Here is a 20,665-nt window from a genome sequence, read left to right on the forward strand (position 1 = left end):
TGCCCTCAGAAAGCTCTATTACGGCCTTAGGAGAATCTATTACGGGTTGAGAAAGCGATATTACTCAGTCATCTTGCAGCATGAAGGGAATCTGAAAATTTTTGGGAGAGTCATCATCGCCAAACCTGAAAATATCGAATTGGGGCGAAACGTATCACTGAATGAAGGCGTGCACTTGAACGCGAGAGGCAAAATAAAAATCGGATCGGATGTCCATATTTCTACTTATGTTGTGATTAATACAGGTGCACTGATTCTCGAACATGATGAAAATGTCGATAGGGTTCATAAAAGTGAAGAAGTCGTAATAGAAGATCATGTGTGGATTGCCACTGGAGCGATTATAAATCCTGGGGTGTGTATTGGAGAAAATTCGGTTGTCGGTGCCGGAGCAGTGGTCACTAGGGATGTTCCAAGAGACAGTTTAGTCGGGGGCGTACCAGCCAGAGTTATAAAAAAATTAAGTTCCTGACTATTTGCTGAGACATTAGGGGAGTGAATGAGATTGAAAATATGCTATTTATCAGGATCTATAATACCTTCAAAAAATGCCAATAGCGTTCATGTAATGAAAATGTGCCAAGCTTTCGTTGAAAACGGCCATAACGTGAGTTTATATGCCAGAAAATCAGATGAGAGAATCGAAGATGTATTCGAATACTATGGTGTATCCAAAAAATTTAACGTTGTTCATAATGAATGGCCTTCTTATCGAGGCATAGGCGGTATGTTATATGCCAATCAGGTAAGAAAAAATATATTGAAAGCTTCTGCTGATATTTTTTACGGAAGAGAATTGTATAGTTTGCTAGCGGTGTCGGGCTTCGGTAAACCTCTCGTATACGAAGCGCATAAACCTCCAGCAACTTTGGTTGGGAAAAGATTAGAAGCTATGCTTTTACAGAAGAAAAACTTTAAACACCTCACAGTTATTTCAGAAGCCTTGAAAAATGAATATTTAAGAATCTATCCCTTTTTAACTCCCGAGAAAATCGTCGTTGCGCATGATGGGGCGGATCTCCCGAAAGAGGACCAGCTAAAAAACAATGAACCCAAAAACAATGTACTGATGTCGTCAAACGAGGGATTGAACGTGGGGTATATCGGCCACTTGTATCCAGGAAAAGGGATGGAAGTCATCTCGGAATTAGCCAGGAAAATGCCGCAAGTGAATTTTCATGTCATCGGGGGGAAAGAAGAGGATCTGAAATATTGGAAACAAAAATGCGAAGGTCTTGAAAATCTATTTTTCTACGGATTCGTTCCGAATGGAGAGTTATGCAATTATTATTCTTCCATAGACATTTTTCTGGCTCCTTATCAAAACAAAGTGGCAGCAGCCGGCGGGAAAGGCGATATCAGCAAGTGGATGTCCCCGTTAAAGATATTTGAATACATGTCTTATGGCAAAACCATGGTAGCTTCTGATCTTCCCGTGCTAAAAGAAGTATTGACCCATGAACGAAATAGTATATTGTGCAATCCCACAGACATTGATGAGTGGGTGGAAGCAATCTTGTTATTGCAAAACAATCCGGATATAAGAAAGAGTATAGCCGAAAAAGCTTTTGATGACTTAGCCCTAAATTTCACTTGGAAATTGAGAGGGGAACGGGTACTTGGCTAATCTACTGTTATTCTTAACTACTTTTCTATTTATCTTCGGTTGGAAAATAACAAGTTCCCTGGATATTATTTTCCTTATTTCTTGTGTGACAAGTTTTATCACGCTGATCATACTCCGGCCAACATTCCCGAAGTTGATTGCTTTGATCATTAGCTTGCTTTTGGTCATTAGCTTGTACTCTGGAGTTATCGTTATTTTGAATGGCGCTGCCGATGAACAAATCTTTTTAAGGTCCGTAAGGTCGATGATCAATTTCATTGGCGGTTTCTCTATAGCCTACCTCTATGTAAGACGGTTCGGGAAAAAGTTTTCTTTTCAAATCATAAACCATATTTATCTGTCCATTGGCCTGCATGCAGTAATCATCCTTTTGATGTATTTGAATGACACTCTAAGGTACCTGGTATACGATATGGCTTCTACAATGAGTGTGGTGAACGATACTACCCCTATTGCATTAGGATACCGAATCCCTGGTTTGACTTATGGACTTTCTACGACTTCGGTGGTGCAGATGGTCGGTCTTTTATTGCTTCCTTATCTTTTGCAGCATGTGAATAAAAGCGTTTGGAAGCCAGTTTATCTTTTGGGTGCCTTATTGATAATGGTTTCAATCTTCCTGACCGGAAGAACTGGATTATTATTCTTAATCTTACTCTTCCCATTAGCTATGCTATTTGGCAACACCAAGAAAGAGAAAAAGAATATAGCTAAGACAGCTTTCAATTTCATGAAAATCGGAGCAGTAGGTGCTTTGCTTTATTTTTCATTCACTTTTCTGATGAAGTTCTTGCCGGCATATTTTCGTGAATATACCATCGAAAAAGCGGGAGAAGTTACACAATTTTTTACCAACTCAGGAAACACGGAAACTACTGTTGCAATAAAAAGCATGTATTTCTTGCCGACTGATGCATTGACTTTTATTTTTGGGTCCTCGAATTCAGGCAGGGGAAACATGGGGTATATCAGTTCGGATGTCGGGTTTGTATTATTGATCTTTTCAATTGGAATAATCGGGTTATTGATTATGTTGAGTGTGTACCTGCTGTCAATGAATATTGCTTTAAAAACATATGTATTGGACAAGAAAATTGCAGTGGTTACTTTGCTGGTTTTGCTTTCGTCTCTGATGTTGAATTTTAAGGAAGTGGCCCTATTCACCAGAAATCAATGGTCCATTCAATCCCTTTTGATTTGTACCTGTATATATATCGTGTATATGCAGCGCGAATGGAGAAAAAATTAAATTCTTCTCATTAGGCTGGTTGGTTGGATTTTGAAGAAATGCAATAAGTGATTTCAAAAGGAGTGTTTTTTATTAAAATCCTTCATTTAATACCGAGCCTTAGCAGCGGCGGAGCAGAAGCAATGTTGACAAAACTCATTACCAATAACAAAGATCCCAATACCACGATGGTTGTTGTCAAGCTCTTGAATTTCAATTATTTCTACGATGAAATAGCGAAGACAGGAACAAAAATATACAGCCTGAATATCGACCAGGGCAAATTTGGTCCGCTTCGCATTTTTGAAATATTTAAAATTATAAAGCGTGAAAAGCCGGATGTCATTCAGACCTGGATGTATCATTGTGATTTGTTTGGAATCTTATTGAAAATGATGTTCCCGAAAGTGAAGCTGGTATGGAATATTAGGCACAGCCATCTTGTAAAAGGGGCTGATAAAGGGACAACCATTCTTGTAGCCCGCATTTTAAGCATACTGAGCTTTATCCCCGATAAAATAATTTGCGGTTCTACTGCAGCCCAGCAATATCATACAGAACTGGGCTATAGAAAAAACAAAACAATCGTGATACCAAATGGCTTTGATACCGAAATTTTTGCGCCAGACGACCAAGTGAAAAAAGCCATAAGAAGAGAATTAGAAATTCCGGAGAACCATTTAGTCATCGGCCACGTGGGCAGAGCAAAAAAAATCAAAAACCAGATCGATTTGATCAAGGCTTTTGCTGAAATTTCAAAGGTCCATAAGAACGTAACGTTAGTCCTGTTAGGAAATGGGATGATAGAAAAATACAAATCCCATGAACTGGTCAAGGACAATGACAATATCCGGTTGTTAGGGGAAACCCCGAATGTGGACCGCTATTTGAAAGTATTCGATTTGTTTGTGCTTCCGTCTTTGAGCGAAGGGTTTCCGAATGTTATCGGCGAAGCTATGGCCAGCGGCGTTGCTTGTGTATCCACAGAAGTCGGGGACAGCCCGCAGATTATCGGCAACTCCAGATTGATCGCCAAAAAAAATTCCGTAGACGATCTATATGAAAAAATCACCTACTGGTTAGAGTTGGAAGAAGAGAAAAAAGAAGAATTGAAGATATTTTCCAGAAAAAGAATTCTGGACTTGTATTCTATAGAAAAAGTAGTGCAGTTGTATCTGAATTTATACAGAAAAGCAGCATAAAATTTTAAAAAACGAGGGGTAGTTTCATGAAAATTTTAATAACAGGGGCAGCCGGATTTATTGGATCGCATTTATCAAGAAAATTATTAGCTCAAAACCATTCCATCGTTGGGATTGATAACCTCAACTCCTATTACTCAGTAGCTTTAAAAGAATCGCGTTTGAAAATGCTGGAGCATGAGAACTTTAAGTTTTACGAAGAAAGCCTTGAGAACCGTGAAGCAATAACAGAAATATTCGAGCAGGAAAAACCGGAAGTTGTAGTAAACCTGGCGGCGCAGGCTGGGGTGAGATACAGCTTGGAAAATCCCCATGCTTATATCGAATCCAATATTGTTGGATTCATCAATATTTTAGAAGCCTGCCGCCATAACCAGATTCAGCAATTGATCTACGCTTCTTCAAGTTCCGTTTACGGCGCCAATACATCGTTGCCGTTTTCGGTGCATGACAATATTGACCATCCGCTAAGCCTGTACGCAGCTACCAAAAAAGCCAATGAATTGATGGCCCATACGTATAGCAGCCTCTATAATATCCCGACGACAGGCTTACGGTTTTTTACTGTGTATGGCCCGTGGGGCAGACCGGATATGGCCTTGTTCATGTTCACTAAGAATATTATTGAAGGAAAACCGATCAATGTCTTCAATAACGGGGAAATGATGCGGGACTTTACATACGTGGATGACATTGTTGAGTCAATTGCGCGTTTAGTCGAAAAACCGGCAGAGCCAAATCCTGATTGGTCTGGCAAGAACCCTGATCCTGGTACGAGCTATGCCCCTTATAAAATCTACAACATCGGAAACAACAATCCGGTCAATTTGATGGATTTTATCGAAGCCATTGAAGAAAAAGTCGGCAAGAAAGCGATCAAGAACTTTATGCCGCTTCAAGCCGGCGATGTTCCCGCTACTTATGCAGATGTTGCGGATTTGTACCGGGATATTGATTTTCAGCCGCAAACGAGCATCAAAGATGGTGTAAGCAAATTCGTCGACTGGTATGTCGAGTATTACGGCGTGAAATTAGAAGGGGTAGAAAATCAAGCTTAAAATCCGCAGGATTGGTTAAGCGACGGCACAAGCTAGCAGGGCAGACATCGCCAGTCACCAAAAGCATGCAGTCCCTGCTGTATGGCCAATCTGCTTTAGGAGTTTATCTTGTGTACGGGTATGTCTTCTAGTGTCTGAATATTAAGATAATTATTTGTGGCTATGTTGGCGGAATTCCTGAAAGCAAAAGATTCAGGCAGGATTTAAATCCGAAAGAGAATCGGAAGAATTGTTTTTATCATTAAGGCTTTCACAAAGGAGAATTTAAAATGCCCAAAATACTTATATTGGCGAATAATGATTATGGTTTATACAAATTTAGGAAAGAGCTGATTCAAGAGCTTTTGAAAAGTAATGAACTATATATTTCATTGCCAATGGGTGATTCTGTTTCAGAATTGCGTAATTGGGGATGTAAAATCATCGAAACACCTATCGAAAGCAGAGGAACAAATCCATTTAGTGACATAAAAGTGTTAATGGCTTACATGAAAATACTGCAAGAAATCAAACCTGATGTTGTTTTGTCCTACACGATTAAGCCGAATATCTATGGTGGCTTAGCCTGCAAATTTTACAATGTCCCATTTATAGCGAATATTACAGGGCTAGGAACTGCAGTAGAAAACAAAGGCATTTTGCAAAAAATCACTTTAATCTTATATAAAATATCCCTTAAAAAAGCTCGATATGTTTTTTTTCAAAACCAGGAAAACCAGGAATTCTTTGAAACACATAAACTTACTCCTGCAAAAAAAGTTTTGATCCCAGGTTCAGGAGTCAACTTAACCGAGTACTCCATATTGGATTACACAAGTACTGAAAAAACCCATTTTCTGTTTATAGCACGGATTATGAAAGAAAAAGGGATTGATCAATATTTAGAGGCCGCACAGGTTATTCGAAAAAAATATCCACACACAGTATTTCATATTCTTGGCTCTTGTGAAGAAGAAGAATACGAGGATAAACTGATCAAGATGCAAGAAAAAGGGATTATTGAATACCACGGAATGCAAACGAACGTCAGGAAGTTTCTTGAGATGTCCCATTGCACCATACACCCCACTTATTATCCAGAAGGAATGTCGAATGTTTTGCTGGAAAGTGCAGCGAGTGGACGGCCTATCATTGCTACTGATAGAAGCGGATGCAGAGAAATCGTTGATGATGAAGTGAATGGTTATCTTGTCGAAGCGAAAAACAGTGAAGATTTAATAGAGAAAATAGAGAAATTCATAAATCTAAGCGATGAAGCCAAAAAGAACATGGGGATTTCAGGAAGGAAGAAAGTCGAAGCGGAATTCGACAGAAATATTGTAATAGATGCCTACCTCAGCCGGATCAAGTATTGCTACGAAGCAAAGCCGGACTTGAAAGAAGCTTTTATTGAGTAGAAACTAGGCCACGAAGGTAAACTGAGTTCCGCTCAGTGGACCGTTTAATAAAATAGAATGCGATAAGGTGATTCCGATAATGAACTGGAATCATCTTTTTTGTGTCCTAAAGCTGTTTCCGCCTTGAGTTTGTGTTTTGCTTCCGGCAGACCTTAGAAATAGATGGCTTTTTTCGTTTGAAAGCCTGCAAGGACATAAACGATTACAGGCATTAACATGCGCTGCCTTCGCCATCATCTTTAACACGTAGCAATTTTTAGGGGGTATTGTATATGCTTTGATTCTTTAAAATTTTTGAGGATAAATGAAACAAGTTTTAGTCTAAGAAGTATAGCTTCGGGCACGGGGAACTGCCGGCAGAAAGGAATCGAGGTAATCGAAGGTACGGAGAAAAAGGAAAGATAAAAGGGGGAGTTATAGGCTGATCGAGTATCAGGCTTATGCATTTGGCGAATTTAGTCAGCTTGAAGATTCAGTTAAACTGAGCTAAGCAAGAATTCTTGTAAAACGGTTTCTTCCTCGAATACACACCATGAACAAAAGACTTGCTAAATCATTGTACACAATGAGCATTACATTAATTAGTCTGAAAATTTATAATTAATTGATAAGGTGGATTTTGTTCCATGGAAGTTGACCCGATTGGCTCCAAAGTTTTTGATTGATGAATGAACCGAAAAGGGGGAGAAGTTTATGGAAGACGATATTATTCGGAACCGTATGAAGCTTGAAGAACTAGATGGTTTCGAGGAATGGAACGAAACGCTAAATGTATTGACATCCCATGAATCGATTCGAGCCTTCCAATCAAAAAATATTTCTGAAGGAATGCTTGAAGCCATTATAATGGCCGCAAGGAGTGCGCCTACTTCCTCGAATTTACAAGCTTACAGTATTGTTGTGGTGGCAGATGAAAGCAGAAAGGAGAAATTGGCCGGGTTTTCCGGGAATCAGAAATTCATAAAAGAAGCTCCGATTTTTCTCGTTTTTTGTGCGGATGTCTATAGGCTTAAGCATGTGACGAAGAGACAAGGCTATGAATTCAAAGCCGATACATTGGAAATGTTTTTGTTAGCCTCGATGGATGCTGCCCTTACAATGGAAAATGCGCTTATCGCAGCGGAATCACTCGGACTAGGGGCAGTTCCTGTCGGTTCTATCCGGAATGAGCCGTTAAAAGTTGCAGCAGAATTAGCTTTGCCCAAAGGCGTTTTTGCGCTAGTCGGCTTGGCTATTGGATATGAAAAAGAAGGGACACGCAGAGGAGTTAAACCTCGTTTGCCGAAACAAGTGACAGTTCATAAAGAGACCTATTCTACAGAAGGCTTGGAAGACGGATTAAATCAGTATGACCGGCAGCTGATTTTGAGAAAAACCTATGATGGCAGACGCGTTTCGATTGCAGGGGAACCGGAGCGTGAAGGAGTGGATTATGGATGGGCTGAACATACTGCCCGAAGATGTACACGACCTGAAACAATTGCCGCATCGGCCAGCCTGAGAGAGAATTTGAAGGCTGTGTTAGAAGAACAAGGTTTTACATTCAAGTAAGATAAATCGATGGCGCGAAAAGCTGAAAGATAAGAGGGGGAGGAGGCATACCTATGGATACGTTGGAAGCCATGAAGACAAGAAGAAGTTCTCGGTCTTTTGAAGATCGGCCTGTTCCAAAAGAAGTAATAGCGGTAATAGAAGACGCCATTATGCACAGCCCATCGGGAAGCAATGCACAAGAATCCCATTTTGTCATAGTGCAAAATCAAGAACAAATTCGCCGCATCAAACGTTTTGCGCAAGGCGTGTCAGGAAAACCGCCTGTGCTCGTGGTTTTATGTTCAAACAAAAATGAAGCGTTGGTTCGCGGAGGAGTGGATACGTTGGAAGTACTCCGATTCGTTAACCTAGGCATCGTCGCGTCACAGATTCTTCTGGCAGCGCAGTCACAAGGAGTGGGAAGCTGTCCAGCCAGGTCCTTTCACAAAAAATCCATTAAGGAAATTTTAGGATTGCCGGAAGAGATTGAACCGGAATTGCTAATTAGTCTTGGGTATTCAAATGAGAAACCGAGGCAAAAGACGATAAAGTCAGCAAAGGAGGTTATCTCCCATGACAAATACCAAGGATGAAAATCTTGCTAAAGAACATTTATTGGATTTCGTCGGCTATGTGCTAACGAGCACGAGAGGATTGTACAGGGAACCTCAAAGTTATGGGCCAATGAGGATGATTGATACGTTGGAGAAGGCGTTAATGTTGTTAAAAGAACAAGGCTTGGAAGAAGAGTCACTTGACCAGATAATGGGCATCTTGCGTGAAAACAGATGGAAAGTTACAGCTGATCCAGAAGCCTATGCACTAGCCATAGACGAAGCAATCCAGCACCTGGTAACTGTGACATTGCAGGAAAAAGATTAGTGTAGAATAACAGGATGTTGTGAAATTAAAAAAGAATGCGTTCAAGCTGTTTTAATAGCTTGAACGCATTCTTTTTGTTTGCAGATCTATTATATGTATCAGGAACCCCATTGAATCAGCAAAAAGCTGGTTTATTTATTTCTATAATATTTTGAACTGTATGACATTTGAAGTTGGAATGATATTATAATGGAATAGTAGAAAGGAAGCATCTTTTATTTGAATTAAAGTATAAAGAAACCAATCATCTTGATCCAAAATGAATTGTATTAACGAGCTATACTTTTCGAATGAGAGGATTTAGAGGTTAAGAGGGGGATTCTCAATGGAAGTAAAAGATTCGTTAAATATTGGGGAACTTTCAAAAGGGACAGTCGTAGCAGGAGCGGAAGGAATAAACCGAAAGATTTCATCAATTGAAGTCATGGAAGTTCCGGAAGTAATTTCTTGGATATCTGAAGGTATTTTAGTGATGACCGCCTTTTACTCTATCCGGGATGAACCTGAAAAACAAATAGAAGTTGTACAGACATTGATAAACAAAGAGGCTGCAGGGATTGTCGTCAAACTGGGCCGATTCGTCGACGAATTGCCCGAACAGATAATCGAACTTGCGAACCAGCACGCATTTCCTGTCATTGTCATCCCGAAAGACATCTCCTATATTAATGTGTTGACGCCTCTTTATGAGCGGCTCTATGAAGAAAAAAACATGGCAGCCGATCAATTAAAAAATCCATTTAAGGAATTTGAAGCAACCGAATTCACATCTGTTTTAGATGCAATCGATTATCTCTCGGAGCTTGGGAATTCGCCTGTATATATAGAAGATATTGAAGGAAGAATTTTGTATTCGTCCAGCCAATTTCTTGCTGATAAATGGCGAAAATCAAATTTACTCTTTTCACAACCAATCTATCCTTCATATAAACAGAAGCTTGAGGAGTGGGTAGAAGCATTTCAAACAAAAAGCTTCACACGATTAATGATAGAAGGACAAAAAGAGCGGCTCGTTCTCCCGCTTGTTTCAAATAAAAGTGTCTTTGCCGTCGTCCATCTTTTGTACAAGAAGGAAGAATTATTTAATGCAGTTTCCCCGAAATATATAAAAGAACTGGGAAATAAGCTCAGTCAAATGATCTTAAATGAGCAATTACTGCACCAAAGAGAAAGATTGAGGGATCTTGAAGTTCTGGGAAGTTTTAATGACATAAGCGAATTTAACAATCAAGCGATAGTTATGCAATTCAAAAGTGAGGTTACGAATGCGAATATTCATCCGCCTAACTCGTTTTTGGATTACTCTAGTTTTTATCGGAAAAAGTTAGAGAAATTTGCAAGACAGGCAGAAGGTTTTCAGACGGTCATCTTTGAAAAGAAACACATATATTATGCAGTATTTCTAGGTGAGGACGGAAGTTATCAGTCGCTTGTAAGAAAAATGAATGTAGTTATCCATGAATACAATGACAAGTTTCCGGAAGATTCATTTCATATTTCGATTAGCCATCCTTTTGAGGATCTGGATTTGCTTGACGAAAAAATCCGTTCAGTCACAAAAACAATGGATATCGGTTTAAAAATACAACCGGAAGAATTTGTGTATTCCTATGATAAATTAGGCATTTACGAAATTCTGTTCAATTTGACTTCAGATTCCGCTGTATTAAAATATACGAGCGATGTATTAGGAAGTTTATCGGGAACAGATGAAGAACTGTTTAAATCCCTTCAAGTTTATTTGAATGAAAACGGCAATGTTTCACAATCTGCCACTAAGCTATTTATTCATCGAAGAACAATGACCTACCGTCTTCAAAAAATACAAGAATTGCTAACGATGGATTTAGACAATGCAGAGCATCGATTCATCTTGCAATTTTGTATCAAAATTAAAGAATTGAAATGAAAGGCGAAAAATTCGTCTTTTTTTTTTTGAAAAAATGAGCAATCATTCGATGAATTTTTTTCCCGGTTTTTGCATATTAATACCTGTTTTGATTATTTATAATTTTTCGAAAGGGGTGAAAGCAATGTTGGGAATCATTCGAGTACTAACAACAGAAAAACAGGAAGTTTTACAAGAACACGGCAGAAAAATGGAAAACCTTTATAAAGTGAGGTCAGTAACTCACTGCATCCCAGAACAACCAAATGGAATTTATGATGAACAATCCGAAAAAGAAGCAGTACCAAAAATTATTGAACTTGCTCAACAAATGCATGCTCAGTATGATTTGGCCGCCATTACCATTAGCTGCGCGGCGGATCCGGCTCTTGATGAAACAAGGGTGGCTTTGGATATTCCCGTTCTTGGAGCTGGGACAAGCGGAGCTCATGCAGCCGCCATGGTAGGCAGCAAAGTGGGCATCATCGGCATTACAGATGCACCGCCGAGCCGGATGAAAGAAGAATTAGGAAATCGCTTCTTTTCTTATGACTTTTCGCCAAATCTCCGAAAAACGACCGATTTGTTTTCTGATGGGGCAAAAGAAGAATTGCTAAAAGTGGTGAAGGGCACTATTCAATCAGGTGCTGATGTTATCTTGTTTGCTTGCACTGGATTTTCAACAATTCGGCTTAAAGACTATTTAGTTGAACAGGTCAACGTACCAATAGTCGATCTAGTGGAAGCTCAAGCCATTGCCTTCCAACTAATCAAAGGGGGGGTTCGAAATGAATAAAACATTCGATTTTTCATTTATTTTATTTTCCATAATTGTTGCTGTATTCGGTGCCATCATCGGGATGCAACTTATTACATCTTTAGGCATTACACCTAACACGTCAATAATCGGCGCATTGATTGCCATGATGGTTGCCCGTATTCCTATGCAAATGTTTTATAAATATCGGTCGCTGCAAAATCAGAACCTTATTCAAACGACCATTTCAGCTGCTACCTTCGGTGCGGCAAACAGTTTATTGATTCCACTTGGATTGCCTTATGTTCTAGGGATGCCAGAATTAATCATCCCAATGCTCATAGGTGCGGGACTTGCGTTATTCATCGATGTTTTTATTCTTTACAAAGTGTTTGACTCGAAAATATTTGGATCCAATGAAGCATGGCCGCCTGGAATTGCAACTGCTGAAGCGTTGAAAGCTGGCGATGAGGGTGGATCAAAAGCTAAATACTTGGGGCTTGGTATTTTAGGTGGTTTAGTCGGGTCACATTTCGGGATTTCCATGTCCGCTTTTGGTGTAGCTTTTATCGGTAATATTTGGGCACTTACAATGTTCGGTATCGGACTTTTACTAAGAGGCTACTCGGTTCAATTGTTTGGTGTTGACTTGAATGAATTTTATATACCACACGGCATGATGATTGGTGCGGGAATTGTTGCGCTGCTCCAATTTGTTATAACCATTGTGAAATCAAGAAGAGAAAAAGCGAGAAGAGAAAGAGCAAACGAACAGGATCAAGATACTTTTGTGTACACAAGAACTCCAACTGATGTAACAAAAGGATTTGGAATAGGTTTTGCTCTTTATATGGCTGCTGCAATTCTGCTTGCATCCTTAGGAGGAATTATTACCGATATGCCGCTTTGGCAAACAGTTCTTTTTGTTTTATTTGCGGCCTTTGCAGCGCTTGCCAGCGAAATTATTGTTGGAATCGCGGCTATGCACTCGGGGTGGTTCCCGGCGTTTGCTGTTACATTGATTTCTTTGTTGATCGGTATGATGTTAGGTTTCCCGCCCGTTGCTCTGGCATTGTTGACCGGATTTACAGCGGCAACAGGACCTGCTTTTGCCGACTTGGGATACGATTTTAAAACCGGTGTTATTATTCGAAACGGCGCTTCAAGTGCCCAAGAGTTGTTCGGTCGCCGGCAACAATTGAAAAGCTCTTTGATTGGTTTTGGCGTAGCTGTAGTTATGGTATTTCTTTTTGCCGAATCTTTCTTTGCACAGGATTTAGTTCCTCCGGTTGATCTTGTATACGCTACTACTATCGAAGCAGGGCTTACTGGCGACGTTGGAATGATGTTGTTGCTATGGGCAATTCCAGGCGCTCTCATCCAATTAATAGGTGGGCCATCCAGACAAATGGGAATTTTGCTTGCCACTGGATTGTTGATTGTTAACCCGATTGCAGGTTGGGCAGTTATTGCCGGTATTTTAATCCGGATTACCATTTTGAAAGTTAGAGGACCAGAAGCTGAAAATACAATGTATACGACTGCGGCCGGGTTTATTGCCGGTGATGCTATTTATAGCTTCTTCACATCAATTTGGAAAGCAAGGTAAGGAGGAAGAACAATGACCATTAGAGAGCTGACGAAAGAAGACGCGAAACATGCTGTGTATGGAGGGTGTATTTTAGGTGGCGGTGGTGGCGGCTGGATCCATGACGGTCTTGAAAAATCCGAGTTGGTTTTTCAGACCGGAACTCCACAACTGATTTCAGTGGAAGAGATGAATGACCAGGATTATGTGGCGTGTGTTTCGTTAGTAGGCGCTCCTTCTGCCAAAGAACAATATATTGATGCTCAGCAACTTATCGATACTGTACAAAAGATGCAAAATGTATTCGATCAACCTCTGAAAGCCTTGATGACCAATGAAAATGGAGGGGCAACAACAATTAACGGCTGGCTGCAAGCTGCTGCCACCGGTCTTCCTTTCTTGGATGCGCCATGCAACGGCAGAGCTCATCCAACTGGCTCAATGGGATCTTTGAATTTGTCTGAAGTAGAAGACTACACTTCCATTCAAACCTTCTCTGGTGGAAAAGGGGAAAAACGAGTGGAAGGATACGTTGCAGCATCGTTAGATTTAGCCTCAAATACGGTTCGTTCCATATCGGTGCAAGCAGGCGGCATGGTCGGCGTCTGCAGAAATCCAGTCGATATTGGCTATGTGAAAGAAAATGCTGCACTAGGGGGCATTACGCAAGCTATTGAATTAGGAAAGGCATTTCTGGCAGTTCCTGAAGGCCCGGAACGAATTGAAGCAGTTGCTTCCTTTTTGAAAGGACGGATCATTCATTCAGGGAAAGTTAGCCAATTCGAATTGAACGCTACTGGCGGATTCGATGTCGGGATTGTTCAAATCGATGACTTGGAACTTACTTTTTGGAATGAGTATATGACGGCAGAGATGAATGGAGAACGAAAAGGCACATTTCCTGATCTCATTATGACTTTTAACGCCGAAACCGGCCTGCCGGTCGTTAGTGCGGAAATTGAAGAAGGTCTCGACATCGCCGTTATTTCTGTTCCTCAAGAGAATTTGAAACTCAGCTCGACGATGTTTAACAAGAAATTGTTAAAAGCAATCGAACCGATTATCCAGAAAAAAATACTTTAAGGGAGTGGTGCCATTATGTCATTAAAATACACAATGGAAGTATTGGAGCTATTAGATGATGCAAAAGCAAGTGGTGGAGCTGTAACAAATCTTTTTACCGAGTATGAGCATGTTGAAGCGAGTTTTGAAACGGTTACAGGAGAACAAGGATCGACTGATTTCGTAAAGATAGTCATTAAAGGTGAGAATGGAAAGTTGAGCGGGGGAAGTGCACCATCTTTTGGTATTGTGGGAAGATTGGGCGGCTTAGGTGCACGGCCGAATAGAATCGGTTATGTATCCGATGGAGATGGGGCTGTTGCGGCAGTAACAACAGCGTTAAAACTAGCGAATATGTCTATCAAAGGCGACAGGCTTCCTGGAGATGTTTTCATCACCACCCATATCTGCCCGGATGCTCCAACCCAGCCACATGAGCCCGTTGATTTTATGGGATCGCCAGTCGATATCTTGACCATGAATCAGTACGAAGTGCTGCCTGAAATGGAAGCTATTTTGTCAATTGATACAACAAAAGGGAACAAAATTATCAATCACCGGGGAATCGCTCTTTCTCCCACGGTGAAATCGGGCTATATTTTAAAATTCAATAATGATTTGCTGCGAATTATGGAAATGACGACAGGGGATGTGCCAGTGACATTTACTGTGACAACACAAGATATCACTCCTTACGGCAATGGAGTTTTCCATATTAACAGCATTTTGCAGCCAGCTGTTGCAACACAAGCCCCGGTGATTGGACTGGCAATCACTGCAAAATCAGCAGTGCCGGGTTCTGGAACTGGAGCGAGCCATGAAGTGGATATCGCTCAAGCTGTTCGATTCAGCATCGAAGCTGCGAAAGAATTCACACAAGGTCAATTTGACTTTTATGATAAAGAAGAATTTGACCACCTGGAAAAACTGTACGGTTCATTGCAGCATCTCCAAACATTAGGGAATGTCAATTCATGAAACAGAGCACAGTAGGCGTCTTGACCATTGGACAATCGCCGCGTGTTGATGTTACGCCCTCCATTCAACACATATTGGGAGATGGCGTAACAATCATAGAAGCGGGAGGGCTGGACCATGTTGCAATAGAAGAAATGGCATCCATCTCTCCAGATGCTTCTGATATCACTTATATTTCAAGATTAAGAAATGGGTCATCTGTGAAAATCGGCAAGTCGAAACTACTTCCATTATTGCAAAAAGAACTGCAGGAACTGGAAGAAAAAACTTCTGCAGTTATCATGCTTTGCACAGGCGATTTCCCTACTATTCAAAGCCGTAAACCAATCATTTATCCGGATAAGGTATTGAATAGTACAGTAGGCGCTATCATGGAAAAAGGAACTCTAGGTTTAATCATTCCTCTTGAAGAGCAGCGAAATACATTGGTGAAGAAGTGGGCAAATGATAAGCTGGATTTGAAAGTAGAAGTTGCTTCGCCTTATGAAGAAAGCGATGTTTTTGGTGCTGCCCGGCGATTAAGAGCACAGGGAGCTTCGCTGATTGTGATGGATTGCATGGGATACAATGAAGCTCATAAAAAAGATGCGGTTGAAGGAAGCGGTTTGCCCGTCATATTGCCTCGGACTTTGACAGCTAGGATTGTTGCGGAATATATTTCATAAAAGGGTCCAGTATTGGACCCTTTTTAAATAGAGGGTTGCTATATGCCATTATTAGCATTGTTCAGTTTAAGTATATTATGGGGCTCGACCTTCTATTTGACTAAGATGCTGCTGCCGGACTTCCATCCTGTTTCCATTGTCTTTTTTCGTTGTTTGTTTGGAGCTGCCGCTTTGCTGCCTTTTTTTCTTTGGAATAAGAAAAAGAACGATTTTAAAAACCTGCCGGCTTTACTATTGATTACTTTAATGAGCGCCGGAGTTCCTTGGACAATAATGAGTTTGAGTATAAAAAATCTCGATACCACCATCACCTCTGTTTTAAACGCAACAGGCCCTATAATCGGAATGGTGATTAGCAGTTTATTTTTGAAAATAAAAATCCATAAACAAGAAATAATCAGCGTCTTTATTGGTTTTACTGGAATTGTGCTCGCTTTTTTCGCCGGTTCTTCGACGGCTAATGAGTTCAAATTCAGTAGTGCTGCATTGTTCTTGTTTTCTGTAAGCGTCTATTCCTTGTCGGCTGTTTTCGTTGGCAAGTTTTTGAAGGATTGCTCTGTCTATACGCTTTCATTTGTCTCAATGATTGTCGGAAGTGTTTTTTCTGGTTTCTTCATGCTTGGAATTGAACCGATGAGTCATGAAGCGTTGCTTAATGTGAAAAGCTTTATTCTTTTTATTTTATTGGGTATGTTTAATTCAGGATTCGGCAACGTAATCTTCTATTACTTAGTGAAAAGTGGAGGGGCAATCTTTGCTTTGCTGATCATGTATTTAATGCCTTTCACCACGATTCTTTTAGGGGTATTTTTGTTGCAAGAACCGCTGGCACCAGGAACATTGTTGGCGCTATTTTTTGTACTGGCAGGTTTATTTTTATCGCAGAGGAGAAAAATAAAATGAGCAACTTTCAAGAAACTGTATCACGATTGATATCCCAAAATTTTTCGGTGGACAAAATGAGTTCTGTTCTCGTATTAAGTGATAATAGCACCAGGCCTTTAGGAGAAAGGTTTGCAGATGCACTGCAATTAGATGGCTGGAATGTTGAGAGACATGTTATGGAAGACCGGACAAAATCAGGAGAAGAGCCGCCGCAGGAAACTTCAGATTTAATGCTAAATTATGATATTGTTTTTTGCCTGACAAAACATTCTTTAACGCATACAATGGCCCGTAAAAATGCCAATGCCCGTGGCATAAGTGTGATTACGATGCCTGGGATAACAGAGGATATGTTTTTGCACGGCGCTATGAGTGCTGACTATACAATTGTGGAAAAAGAAACAAACGATATGACCCAAAGATTAACAGTTGCAAACAGTGTCGTTATTCGGACAGGTGCCGACCATCAATTAAAAATAACAGTAGCAGGTCGAGACGGGGTTCCTAGTACAGGCGTGTTTAAAAGTAAAGGCGCGTCCGGAAATTTGCCTTCTGGGGAAGCATACATTGCACCTGTCGAAGGTGCTTCAGAAGGCACTATCGAAATTAATGGTTCCATTGCTGGAATAGGCCTCGTAACTGAACCGGTAGTCTTAACAATCCGGCAAGGAAAAGTGACAGATGCAACGGGTGAAGATGGGAAAAGACTGCTTGAGCTTCTCGGGGATGGAGACGGACGCTATCTTTGCGAACTGGGGATAGGGACCAATCACGCTGCACGAGTAATCGGCAATATTTTAGAAGATGAAAAAGCGTATAACACAATCCATATCGCATTCGGATCAAATCATACATTCGGCGGTACAATTAAAACGAATGTACACATTGATTGTGTGACGAAAGATCCGCAGATTGAATGGGAGTAAGCTGTAGAGCAAAATTGCTAGTATGATGGCTTGCGGGATTTTGAGTTGCTTCATTATGTAATTTAGCATATAAGAAGTCGACGCAAAGCCGCTAAGGTTGGATGCTTGGTCTTGCGTTGATTTCTTTTTTTGTGCGGAAACTACAAAAAATTACCCCCAATACCCTTAACTGGTTTAGATGTCGCTAGATGATAATTGCCAATGTGCCTTAGAAAGAATTGTGTTGCATGCGACGAGGATTTTGGAATTTGGAAACAAATTTAAAGTATAGTTTTAGGAAACAGACATCTCTTTTGAGGTGTCTGTTTTTTGTATATTTGTTAGGTTAATAAAAATTAGGTTTAAATGTCTGATTAGTTTGACAACTTAACTGTGCATAAATATACTCTTCAGTAAGTCCATCTTACGAAGTGAAAGGAGGATTTTGATAAAGCTTTCTTTTTGTAATTTTTAAATCTTATTTAAGAACGTCTAGTCTTAGTTGTGGGAAGAAATAGAACAGAAGGAAAGATGGATGGATAACTTGCCGTTTACTCATAAAAGGAATAGGGAGGAAAGAAAATGACGTTTTGGATTACCAGCAGCATTATTTTGTTTTTCATCGTTGTGATTTCTGCCTTTGGCCCGTTGTTCGGGTTGTATGGTGAGATGGTCCATAAAGAAGACGGGGAGGAACGCAAGTGACTATTCCATGGGGCAATATCATTGTCATTTTGATCCTGGGCGTCATTTTCATTGTCTCGAGCTGGTTCATCTCCCGCAAAGTATCGACGGCGGATGAGTATATTTCTGGAAACGGCAAGCTCGGAGTGGCATTCGGGACCACATCCCTTTTGGCATTCTGGATTACCGGAAACACCATCATGGCGGCACCGGAAGCGGCGTACGGTATGGGAGTCATCGGAGCGATTGCCTACTCGTTCCTCGGGGGAGTTGCGGTTGTATCGTTTTCGCCTCTTGGCAAGCGTATCCACGAAATCATTCCAAACGGCAAAACTGTCGGGGATTTCTACAAAAACCGCTTTGACAAAAAGAACTATTTCTTTTTTATGGTCATGCTCTTTATTTATATGTTCGGTTTGTTGATGACGCAAGGAATCGGCGGCGGCTTGCTGCTTGAACAGATTTTTGATGTGCCTTATGCCTTGGCGGTTGTGCTGACGTTTATCATCGTTATCGCTTATGCCACGATGGGCGGTTTTTCTTCCATCACGGGGATTGCGTTTTTCCAGGTCATGCTGATATTTATTGTGGTCATTGTCGTGCCGCCCCTTGTTTACTTTTCGACAGGTATTGCACCCATCTATACGGGAATGGCGCAGTTTGCCCCGGAAAAACTGGACTTGCTGCTGCCGGCCGGTATTCTCTTTATGTTTGCCGGTGCGATGTTCGCCATCGGGGAAGTGTTTATGGACAATACGTTCTGGCAGCGGGCTTATGCGGTCCGCAAAGACAAGCTGATGAGCATCTTCGGCCTCGCTGGCATCGGCTGGTTTTTCGTGCCGCTTGCCACGGCGACTCTCGCTTTTGTCGCAATCGGCACCAATCAGGCACCGGCGGAAGTCAACCAAGTGGCGCCGTTTATTGCCCAGATCTACGGCGGCAATTTTGTCAGCTGGGTGTTTTTGGTCGGCGTCTGGTCCGCGCTTGCTTCCACCATCGCAGCGATTTTGAATGCACTGGTTTCGCTATTGATCCACGATATTTACCAAAGCATCAACCCGCGGGCTGATAATGCAAAGCTGCTCCGTATCAGCAAGATCCTGACGGTAGTAATCGGGATTCTAGCGTTATTGATCTCATTGCCGAAATTCCTGACGATGCTGCAGATGCTGATTTTTCTCGGTGTCATCAACGCGGCGTTTGTCTTCCCGATCATTTACGGCTTGTTCTGGAGAAAACTTGGCGCCACGGTCTCTTTTATCGCTTCAATTCTGGCCATTGCAGTGGGGTATATCGTTTACTTTACGGTTGGTGATCTGCAAGGAGTGGTGGCGAGCGGCTGGGTATCGTTCCTCGTCTGCTTTGCGGGAAGCCTTATAAAGCCGGCAAGTTTCAATTGGAATAAGCTTTACCGGGTCGGCCAAAGCCATGCATCGGAGGTGGAGCGTAAATGACAATTTCACTTGGCGTTTTCACCATATTGATCTGGGTCAGCATTCTCGGTTCGGCGCTTTTGATGCTGACGATTTTCGGGTATTTCATTTACGAATTAAGAAAGAAAAAAATCTGGTGATTCTAGGAGGATGACAATGTTAAAACTCAATACCTTTTCCATCGCTGCACGAGATGAAAAAACTGGCCAGTTTGGCGTGGCTGTATCGACAAAAGTTCCGGCGGTCGGCCTGCTTTGCCCGTTCGTCAAAGCGGGCGTCGGCGCCATCGCCACCCAGTCGTTCGTCAATCCGTATATTGGCATTAACGGCCTGAAATACTTGGAAGAAGGGCTGTCCGTACAGGAAGTGATGGACCGCATCTTGCAGGAAGACGCGGATCCGTCTATCCGCCAATTCAGCATTGTCGATAAGGAAGGAAAAGCCGTAGCTTTTTCAGGAGACAAATGCGACGGCTGGTACGGGCATTTAACGGGTGACAATTACGCCATTGCCGGAAATATGCTGGTCGGCGAAGACACCATCCAGGAAATGAAAAAGTCCTTTGAAGCGACCGGAGATCTGCCGCTTGCTGAACGGCTTCTAAGAGCGATGGAAGCGGGGCAAGCCGCTGGAGGCGACAAGCGGGGGAGACAGTCTGCATCCCTCAAAGTATACTCGACCGAAGAATACCCGCTTGTCGATTTGCGTGTGGACGAGCATCCAGATCCCGTTAAAGAGCTTGCTCGAATTTATGAAGTCGCGAAAAGGGAACTGTTCCCTTTTATGGAGATGCTGCCGACCTTGGAAAACCCGGCCGGCAAGTTCGATTTTGAATCTTCCCGGGAGATGGGGCTGCTGCAGGACAGTGAGTAATCGATTGAAGATGGATAATA

At 41.5% G+C, this 20,665-nt stretch carries 21 protein-coding genes; all 21 read left to right on the plus strand.

The features are described 5' to 3' along the window. Positions 1 to 46 precede the first annotated feature (46 nt). The 21 genes from FQV28_RS19645 to FQV28_RS11545 all read left to right on the plus strand — a co-directional run bounded on the left by FQV28_RS19645 (position 47) and on the right by FQV28_RS11545 (position 20,645). Positions 47 to 472: an acyltransferase gene (locus tag FQV28_RS19645; protein ID WP_304608785.1), complete on the plus strand. Its 426-nt coding sequence runs from the start codon at positions 47 to 49 to the stop codon at positions 470 to 472. Between the two features lie 27 nt (positions 473 to 499). After that, complete coding sequence (locus FQV28_RS11460; protein WP_146496631.1) at positions 500 to 1,627, plus strand: glycosyltransferase family 4 protein; 1,128 nt, start codon at positions 500 to 502, stop codon at positions 1,625 to 1,627. Further along, the gene (locus FQV28_RS11465; protein WP_146496633.1) at positions 1,620 to 2,876 is read left to right on the plus strand and encodes a hypothetical protein; all 1,257 of its coding nucleotides are present in this window, start codon (positions 1,620 to 1,622) and stop codon (positions 2,874 to 2,876) included. Before FQV28_RS11460 ends, FQV28_RS11465 begins: the two co-directional genes overlap by 8 nt. A gap of 122 nt (positions 2,877 to 2,998) precedes the next feature. Continuing rightward, a complete protein-coding gene (locus FQV28_RS11470; protein WP_146496635.1) occupies positions 2,999 to 4,057 on the plus strand; it encodes a glycosyltransferase in 1,059 nt (352 codons plus the stop codon). A gap of 26 nt (positions 4,058 to 4,083) precedes the next feature. Beyond that, complete coding sequence (locus tag FQV28_RS11475) at positions 4,084 to 5,115, plus strand: NAD-dependent epimerase (protein WP_146496637.1); 1,032 nt, start codon at positions 4,084 to 4,086, stop codon at positions 5,113 to 5,115. A 269-nt stretch (positions 5,116 to 5,384) separates the two neighbouring features. Then, entirely contained in the window at positions 5,385 to 6,512 is a 1,128-nt protein-coding gene (locus FQV28_RS11480) for a glycosyltransferase family 4 protein (RefSeq protein ID WP_146496639.1), read from the plus strand. A gap of 693 nt (positions 6,513 to 7,205) precedes the next feature. Then, positions 7,206 to 8,063, plus strand: a complete 858-nt coding sequence (locus FQV28_RS11485) for an NADPH-dependent oxidoreductase (protein ID WP_146496640.1) — start codon at positions 7,206 to 7,208, stop codon at positions 8,061 to 8,063. 53 nt (positions 8,064 to 8,116) lie between these two features. After that, positions 8,117 to 8,638 (plus strand): nitroreductase family protein, encoded by a 522-nt coding sequence (locus FQV28_RS11490; RefSeq protein ID WP_146496641.1) that lies wholly within the window; start codon positions 8,117 to 8,119, stop codon positions 8,636 to 8,638. Then, a complete protein-coding gene (locus FQV28_RS11495) occupies positions 8,619 to 8,927 on the plus strand; it encodes a DUF6092 family protein (protein WP_146496642.1) in 309 nt (102 codons plus the stop codon). Before FQV28_RS11490 ends, FQV28_RS11495 begins: the two co-directional genes overlap by 20 nt. A 325-nt stretch (positions 8,928 to 9,252) precedes the next feature. Next, positions 9,253 to 10,836, plus strand: a complete 1,584-nt coding sequence (locus FQV28_RS11500; protein ID WP_146496643.1) for a PucR family transcriptional regulator — start codon at positions 9,253 to 9,255, stop codon at positions 10,834 to 10,836. 124 nt (positions 10,837 to 10,960) lie between these two features. Further along, positions 10,961 to 11,611 carry an aspartate/glutamate racemase family protein gene (locus FQV28_RS11505; protein WP_186763857.1) on the plus strand — a complete coding sequence of 217 codons (651 nt, stop codon included), beginning with the start codon at positions 10,961 to 10,963 and terminating at the stop codon, positions 11,609 to 11,611. Next, positions 11,604 to 13,181, plus strand: a complete 1,578-nt coding sequence (locus FQV28_RS11510; protein ID WP_146496645.1) for an OPT/YSL family transporter — start codon at positions 11,604 to 11,606, stop codon at positions 13,179 to 13,181. The genes FQV28_RS11505 and FQV28_RS11510 overlap by 8 nt, the downstream gene beginning before the upstream one ends. Before the next feature lie 12 nt (positions 13,182 to 13,193). After that, on the plus strand, positions 13,194 to 14,243 hold the full coding sequence (locus FQV28_RS11515; RefSeq protein WP_146496646.1) for an S-methyl thiohydantoin desulfurase family protein: 1,050 nt from the start codon (positions 13,194 to 13,196) through the stop codon (positions 14,241 to 14,243). A gap of 15 nt (positions 14,244 to 14,258) precedes the next feature. Further along, positions 14,259 to 15,200 carry a DUF1177 domain-containing protein gene (locus tag FQV28_RS11520; RefSeq protein ID WP_146496647.1) on the plus strand — a complete coding sequence of 314 codons (942 nt, stop codon included), beginning with the start codon at positions 14,259 to 14,261 and terminating at the stop codon, positions 15,198 to 15,200. After that, on the plus strand, positions 15,197 to 15,865 hold the full coding sequence (locus FQV28_RS11525; RefSeq protein WP_146496648.1) for an AroM family protein: 669 nt from the start codon (positions 15,197 to 15,199) through the stop codon (positions 15,863 to 15,865). Before FQV28_RS11520 ends, FQV28_RS11525 begins: the two co-directional genes overlap by 4 nt. A gap of 42 nt (positions 15,866 to 15,907) precedes the next feature. Then, the gene (locus FQV28_RS11530; RefSeq protein WP_146496649.1) at positions 15,908 to 16,768 is read left to right on the plus strand and encodes a DMT family transporter; all 861 of its coding nucleotides are present in this window, start codon (positions 15,908 to 15,910) and stop codon (positions 16,766 to 16,768) included. After that, the gene (locus FQV28_RS11535) at positions 16,765 to 17,676 is read left to right on the plus strand and encodes an aminopeptidase (protein ID WP_146496650.1); all 912 of its coding nucleotides are present in this window, start codon (positions 16,765 to 16,767) and stop codon (positions 17,674 to 17,676) included. The genes FQV28_RS11530 and FQV28_RS11535 overlap by 4 nt, the downstream gene beginning before the upstream one ends. A 561-nt stretch (positions 17,677 to 18,237) precedes the next feature. Beyond that, entirely contained in the window at positions 18,238 to 18,360 is a 123-nt protein-coding gene (locus tag FQV28_RS19535) for a hypothetical protein (RefSeq protein WP_255472911.1), read from the plus strand. Further along, positions 18,357 to 19,793, plus strand: a complete 1,437-nt coding sequence (locus tag FQV28_RS11540) for a sodium:solute symporter family transporter (protein WP_146496651.1) — start codon at positions 18,357 to 18,359, stop codon at positions 19,791 to 19,793. Before FQV28_RS19535 ends, FQV28_RS11540 begins: the two co-directional genes overlap by 4 nt. Continuing rightward, the gene (locus FQV28_RS19540) at positions 19,790 to 19,912 is read left to right on the plus strand and encodes a hypothetical protein (protein ID WP_255472912.1); all 123 of its coding nucleotides are present in this window, start codon (positions 19,790 to 19,792) and stop codon (positions 19,910 to 19,912) included. The genes FQV28_RS11540 and FQV28_RS19540 overlap by 4 nt, the downstream gene beginning before the upstream one ends. A gap of 16 nt (positions 19,913 to 19,928) precedes the next feature. After that, on the plus strand, positions 19,929 to 20,645 hold the full coding sequence (locus FQV28_RS11545; RefSeq protein ID WP_146496652.1) for a DUF1028 domain-containing protein: 717 nt from the start codon (positions 19,929 to 19,931) through the stop codon (positions 20,643 to 20,645). Positions 20,646 to 20,665 lie beyond the last annotated feature (20 nt).

Source organism: Planomicrobium sp. CPCC 101079, from assembly GCF_007859275.1.
GTDB lineage: Bacteria > Bacillota > Bacilli > Bacillales_A > Planococcaceae > Planococcus.

Coding starts and splice junctions, on each gene's coding strand:
- FQV28_RS11500 (WP_146496643.1), top strand. CDS start 9,253: ATGGAAGTAAAAGATTCGTTAAATATTGGGGAACTTTCAAAAGGGACA.
- FQV28_RS11535 (WP_146496650.1), top strand. CDS start 16,765: ATGAGCAACTTTCAAGAAACTGTATCACGATTGATATCCCAAAATTTT.
- FQV28_RS11495 (WP_146496642.1), top strand. CDS start 8,619: ATGACAAATACCAAGGATGAAAATCTTGCTAAAGAACATTTATTGGAT.
- FQV28_RS19535 (WP_255472911.1), top strand. CDS start 18,238: ATGACGTTTTGGATTACCAGCAGCATTATTTTGTTTTTCATCGTTGTG.
- FQV28_RS11530 (WP_146496649.1), top strand. CDS start 15,908: ATGCCATTATTAGCATTGTTCAGTTTAAGTATATTATGGGGCTCGACC.
- FQV28_RS11525 (WP_146496648.1), top strand. CDS start 15,197: ATGAAACAGAGCACAGTAGGCGTCTTGACCATTGGACAATCGCCGCGT.
- FQV28_RS11485 (WP_146496640.1), top strand. CDS start 7,206: ATGGAAGACGATATTATTCGGAACCGTATGAAGCTTGAAGAACTAGAT.
- FQV28_RS11480 (WP_146496639.1), top strand. CDS start 5,385: ATGCCCAAAATACTTATATTGGCGAATAATGATTATGGTTTATACAAA.
- FQV28_RS11475 (WP_146496637.1), top strand. CDS start 4,084: ATGAAAATTTTAATAACAGGGGCAGCCGGATTTATTGGATCGCATTTA.
- FQV28_RS11460 (WP_146496631.1), top strand. CDS start 500: ATGAGATTGAAAATATGCTATTTATCAGGATCTATAATACCTTCAAAA.
- FQV28_RS11470 (WP_146496635.1), top strand. CDS start 2,999: ATGTTGACAAAACTCATTACCAATAACAAAGATCCCAATACCACGATG.
- FQV28_RS11505 (WP_186763857.1), top strand. CDS start 10,961: ATGTTGGGAATCATTCGAGTACTAACAACAGAAAAACAGGAAGTTTTA.
- FQV28_RS11510 (WP_146496645.1), top strand. CDS start 11,604: ATGAATAAAACATTCGATTTTTCATTTATTTTATTTTCCATAATTGTT.
- FQV28_RS11520 (WP_146496647.1), top strand. CDS start 14,259: ATGTCATTAAAATACACAATGGAAGTATTGGAGCTATTAGATGATGCA.
- FQV28_RS11545 (WP_146496652.1), top strand. CDS start 19,929: ATGTTAAAACTCAATACCTTTTCCATCGCTGCACGAGATGAAAAAACT.
- FQV28_RS11515 (WP_146496646.1), top strand. CDS start 13,194: ATGACCATTAGAGAGCTGACGAAAGAAGACGCGAAACATGCTGTGTAT.
- FQV28_RS11490 (WP_146496641.1), top strand. CDS start 8,117: ATGGATACGTTGGAAGCCATGAAGACAAGAAGAAGTTCTCGGTCTTTT.
- FQV28_RS19540 (WP_255472912.1), top strand. CDS start 19,790: ATGACAATTTCACTTGGCGTTTTCACCATATTGATCTGGGTCAGCATT.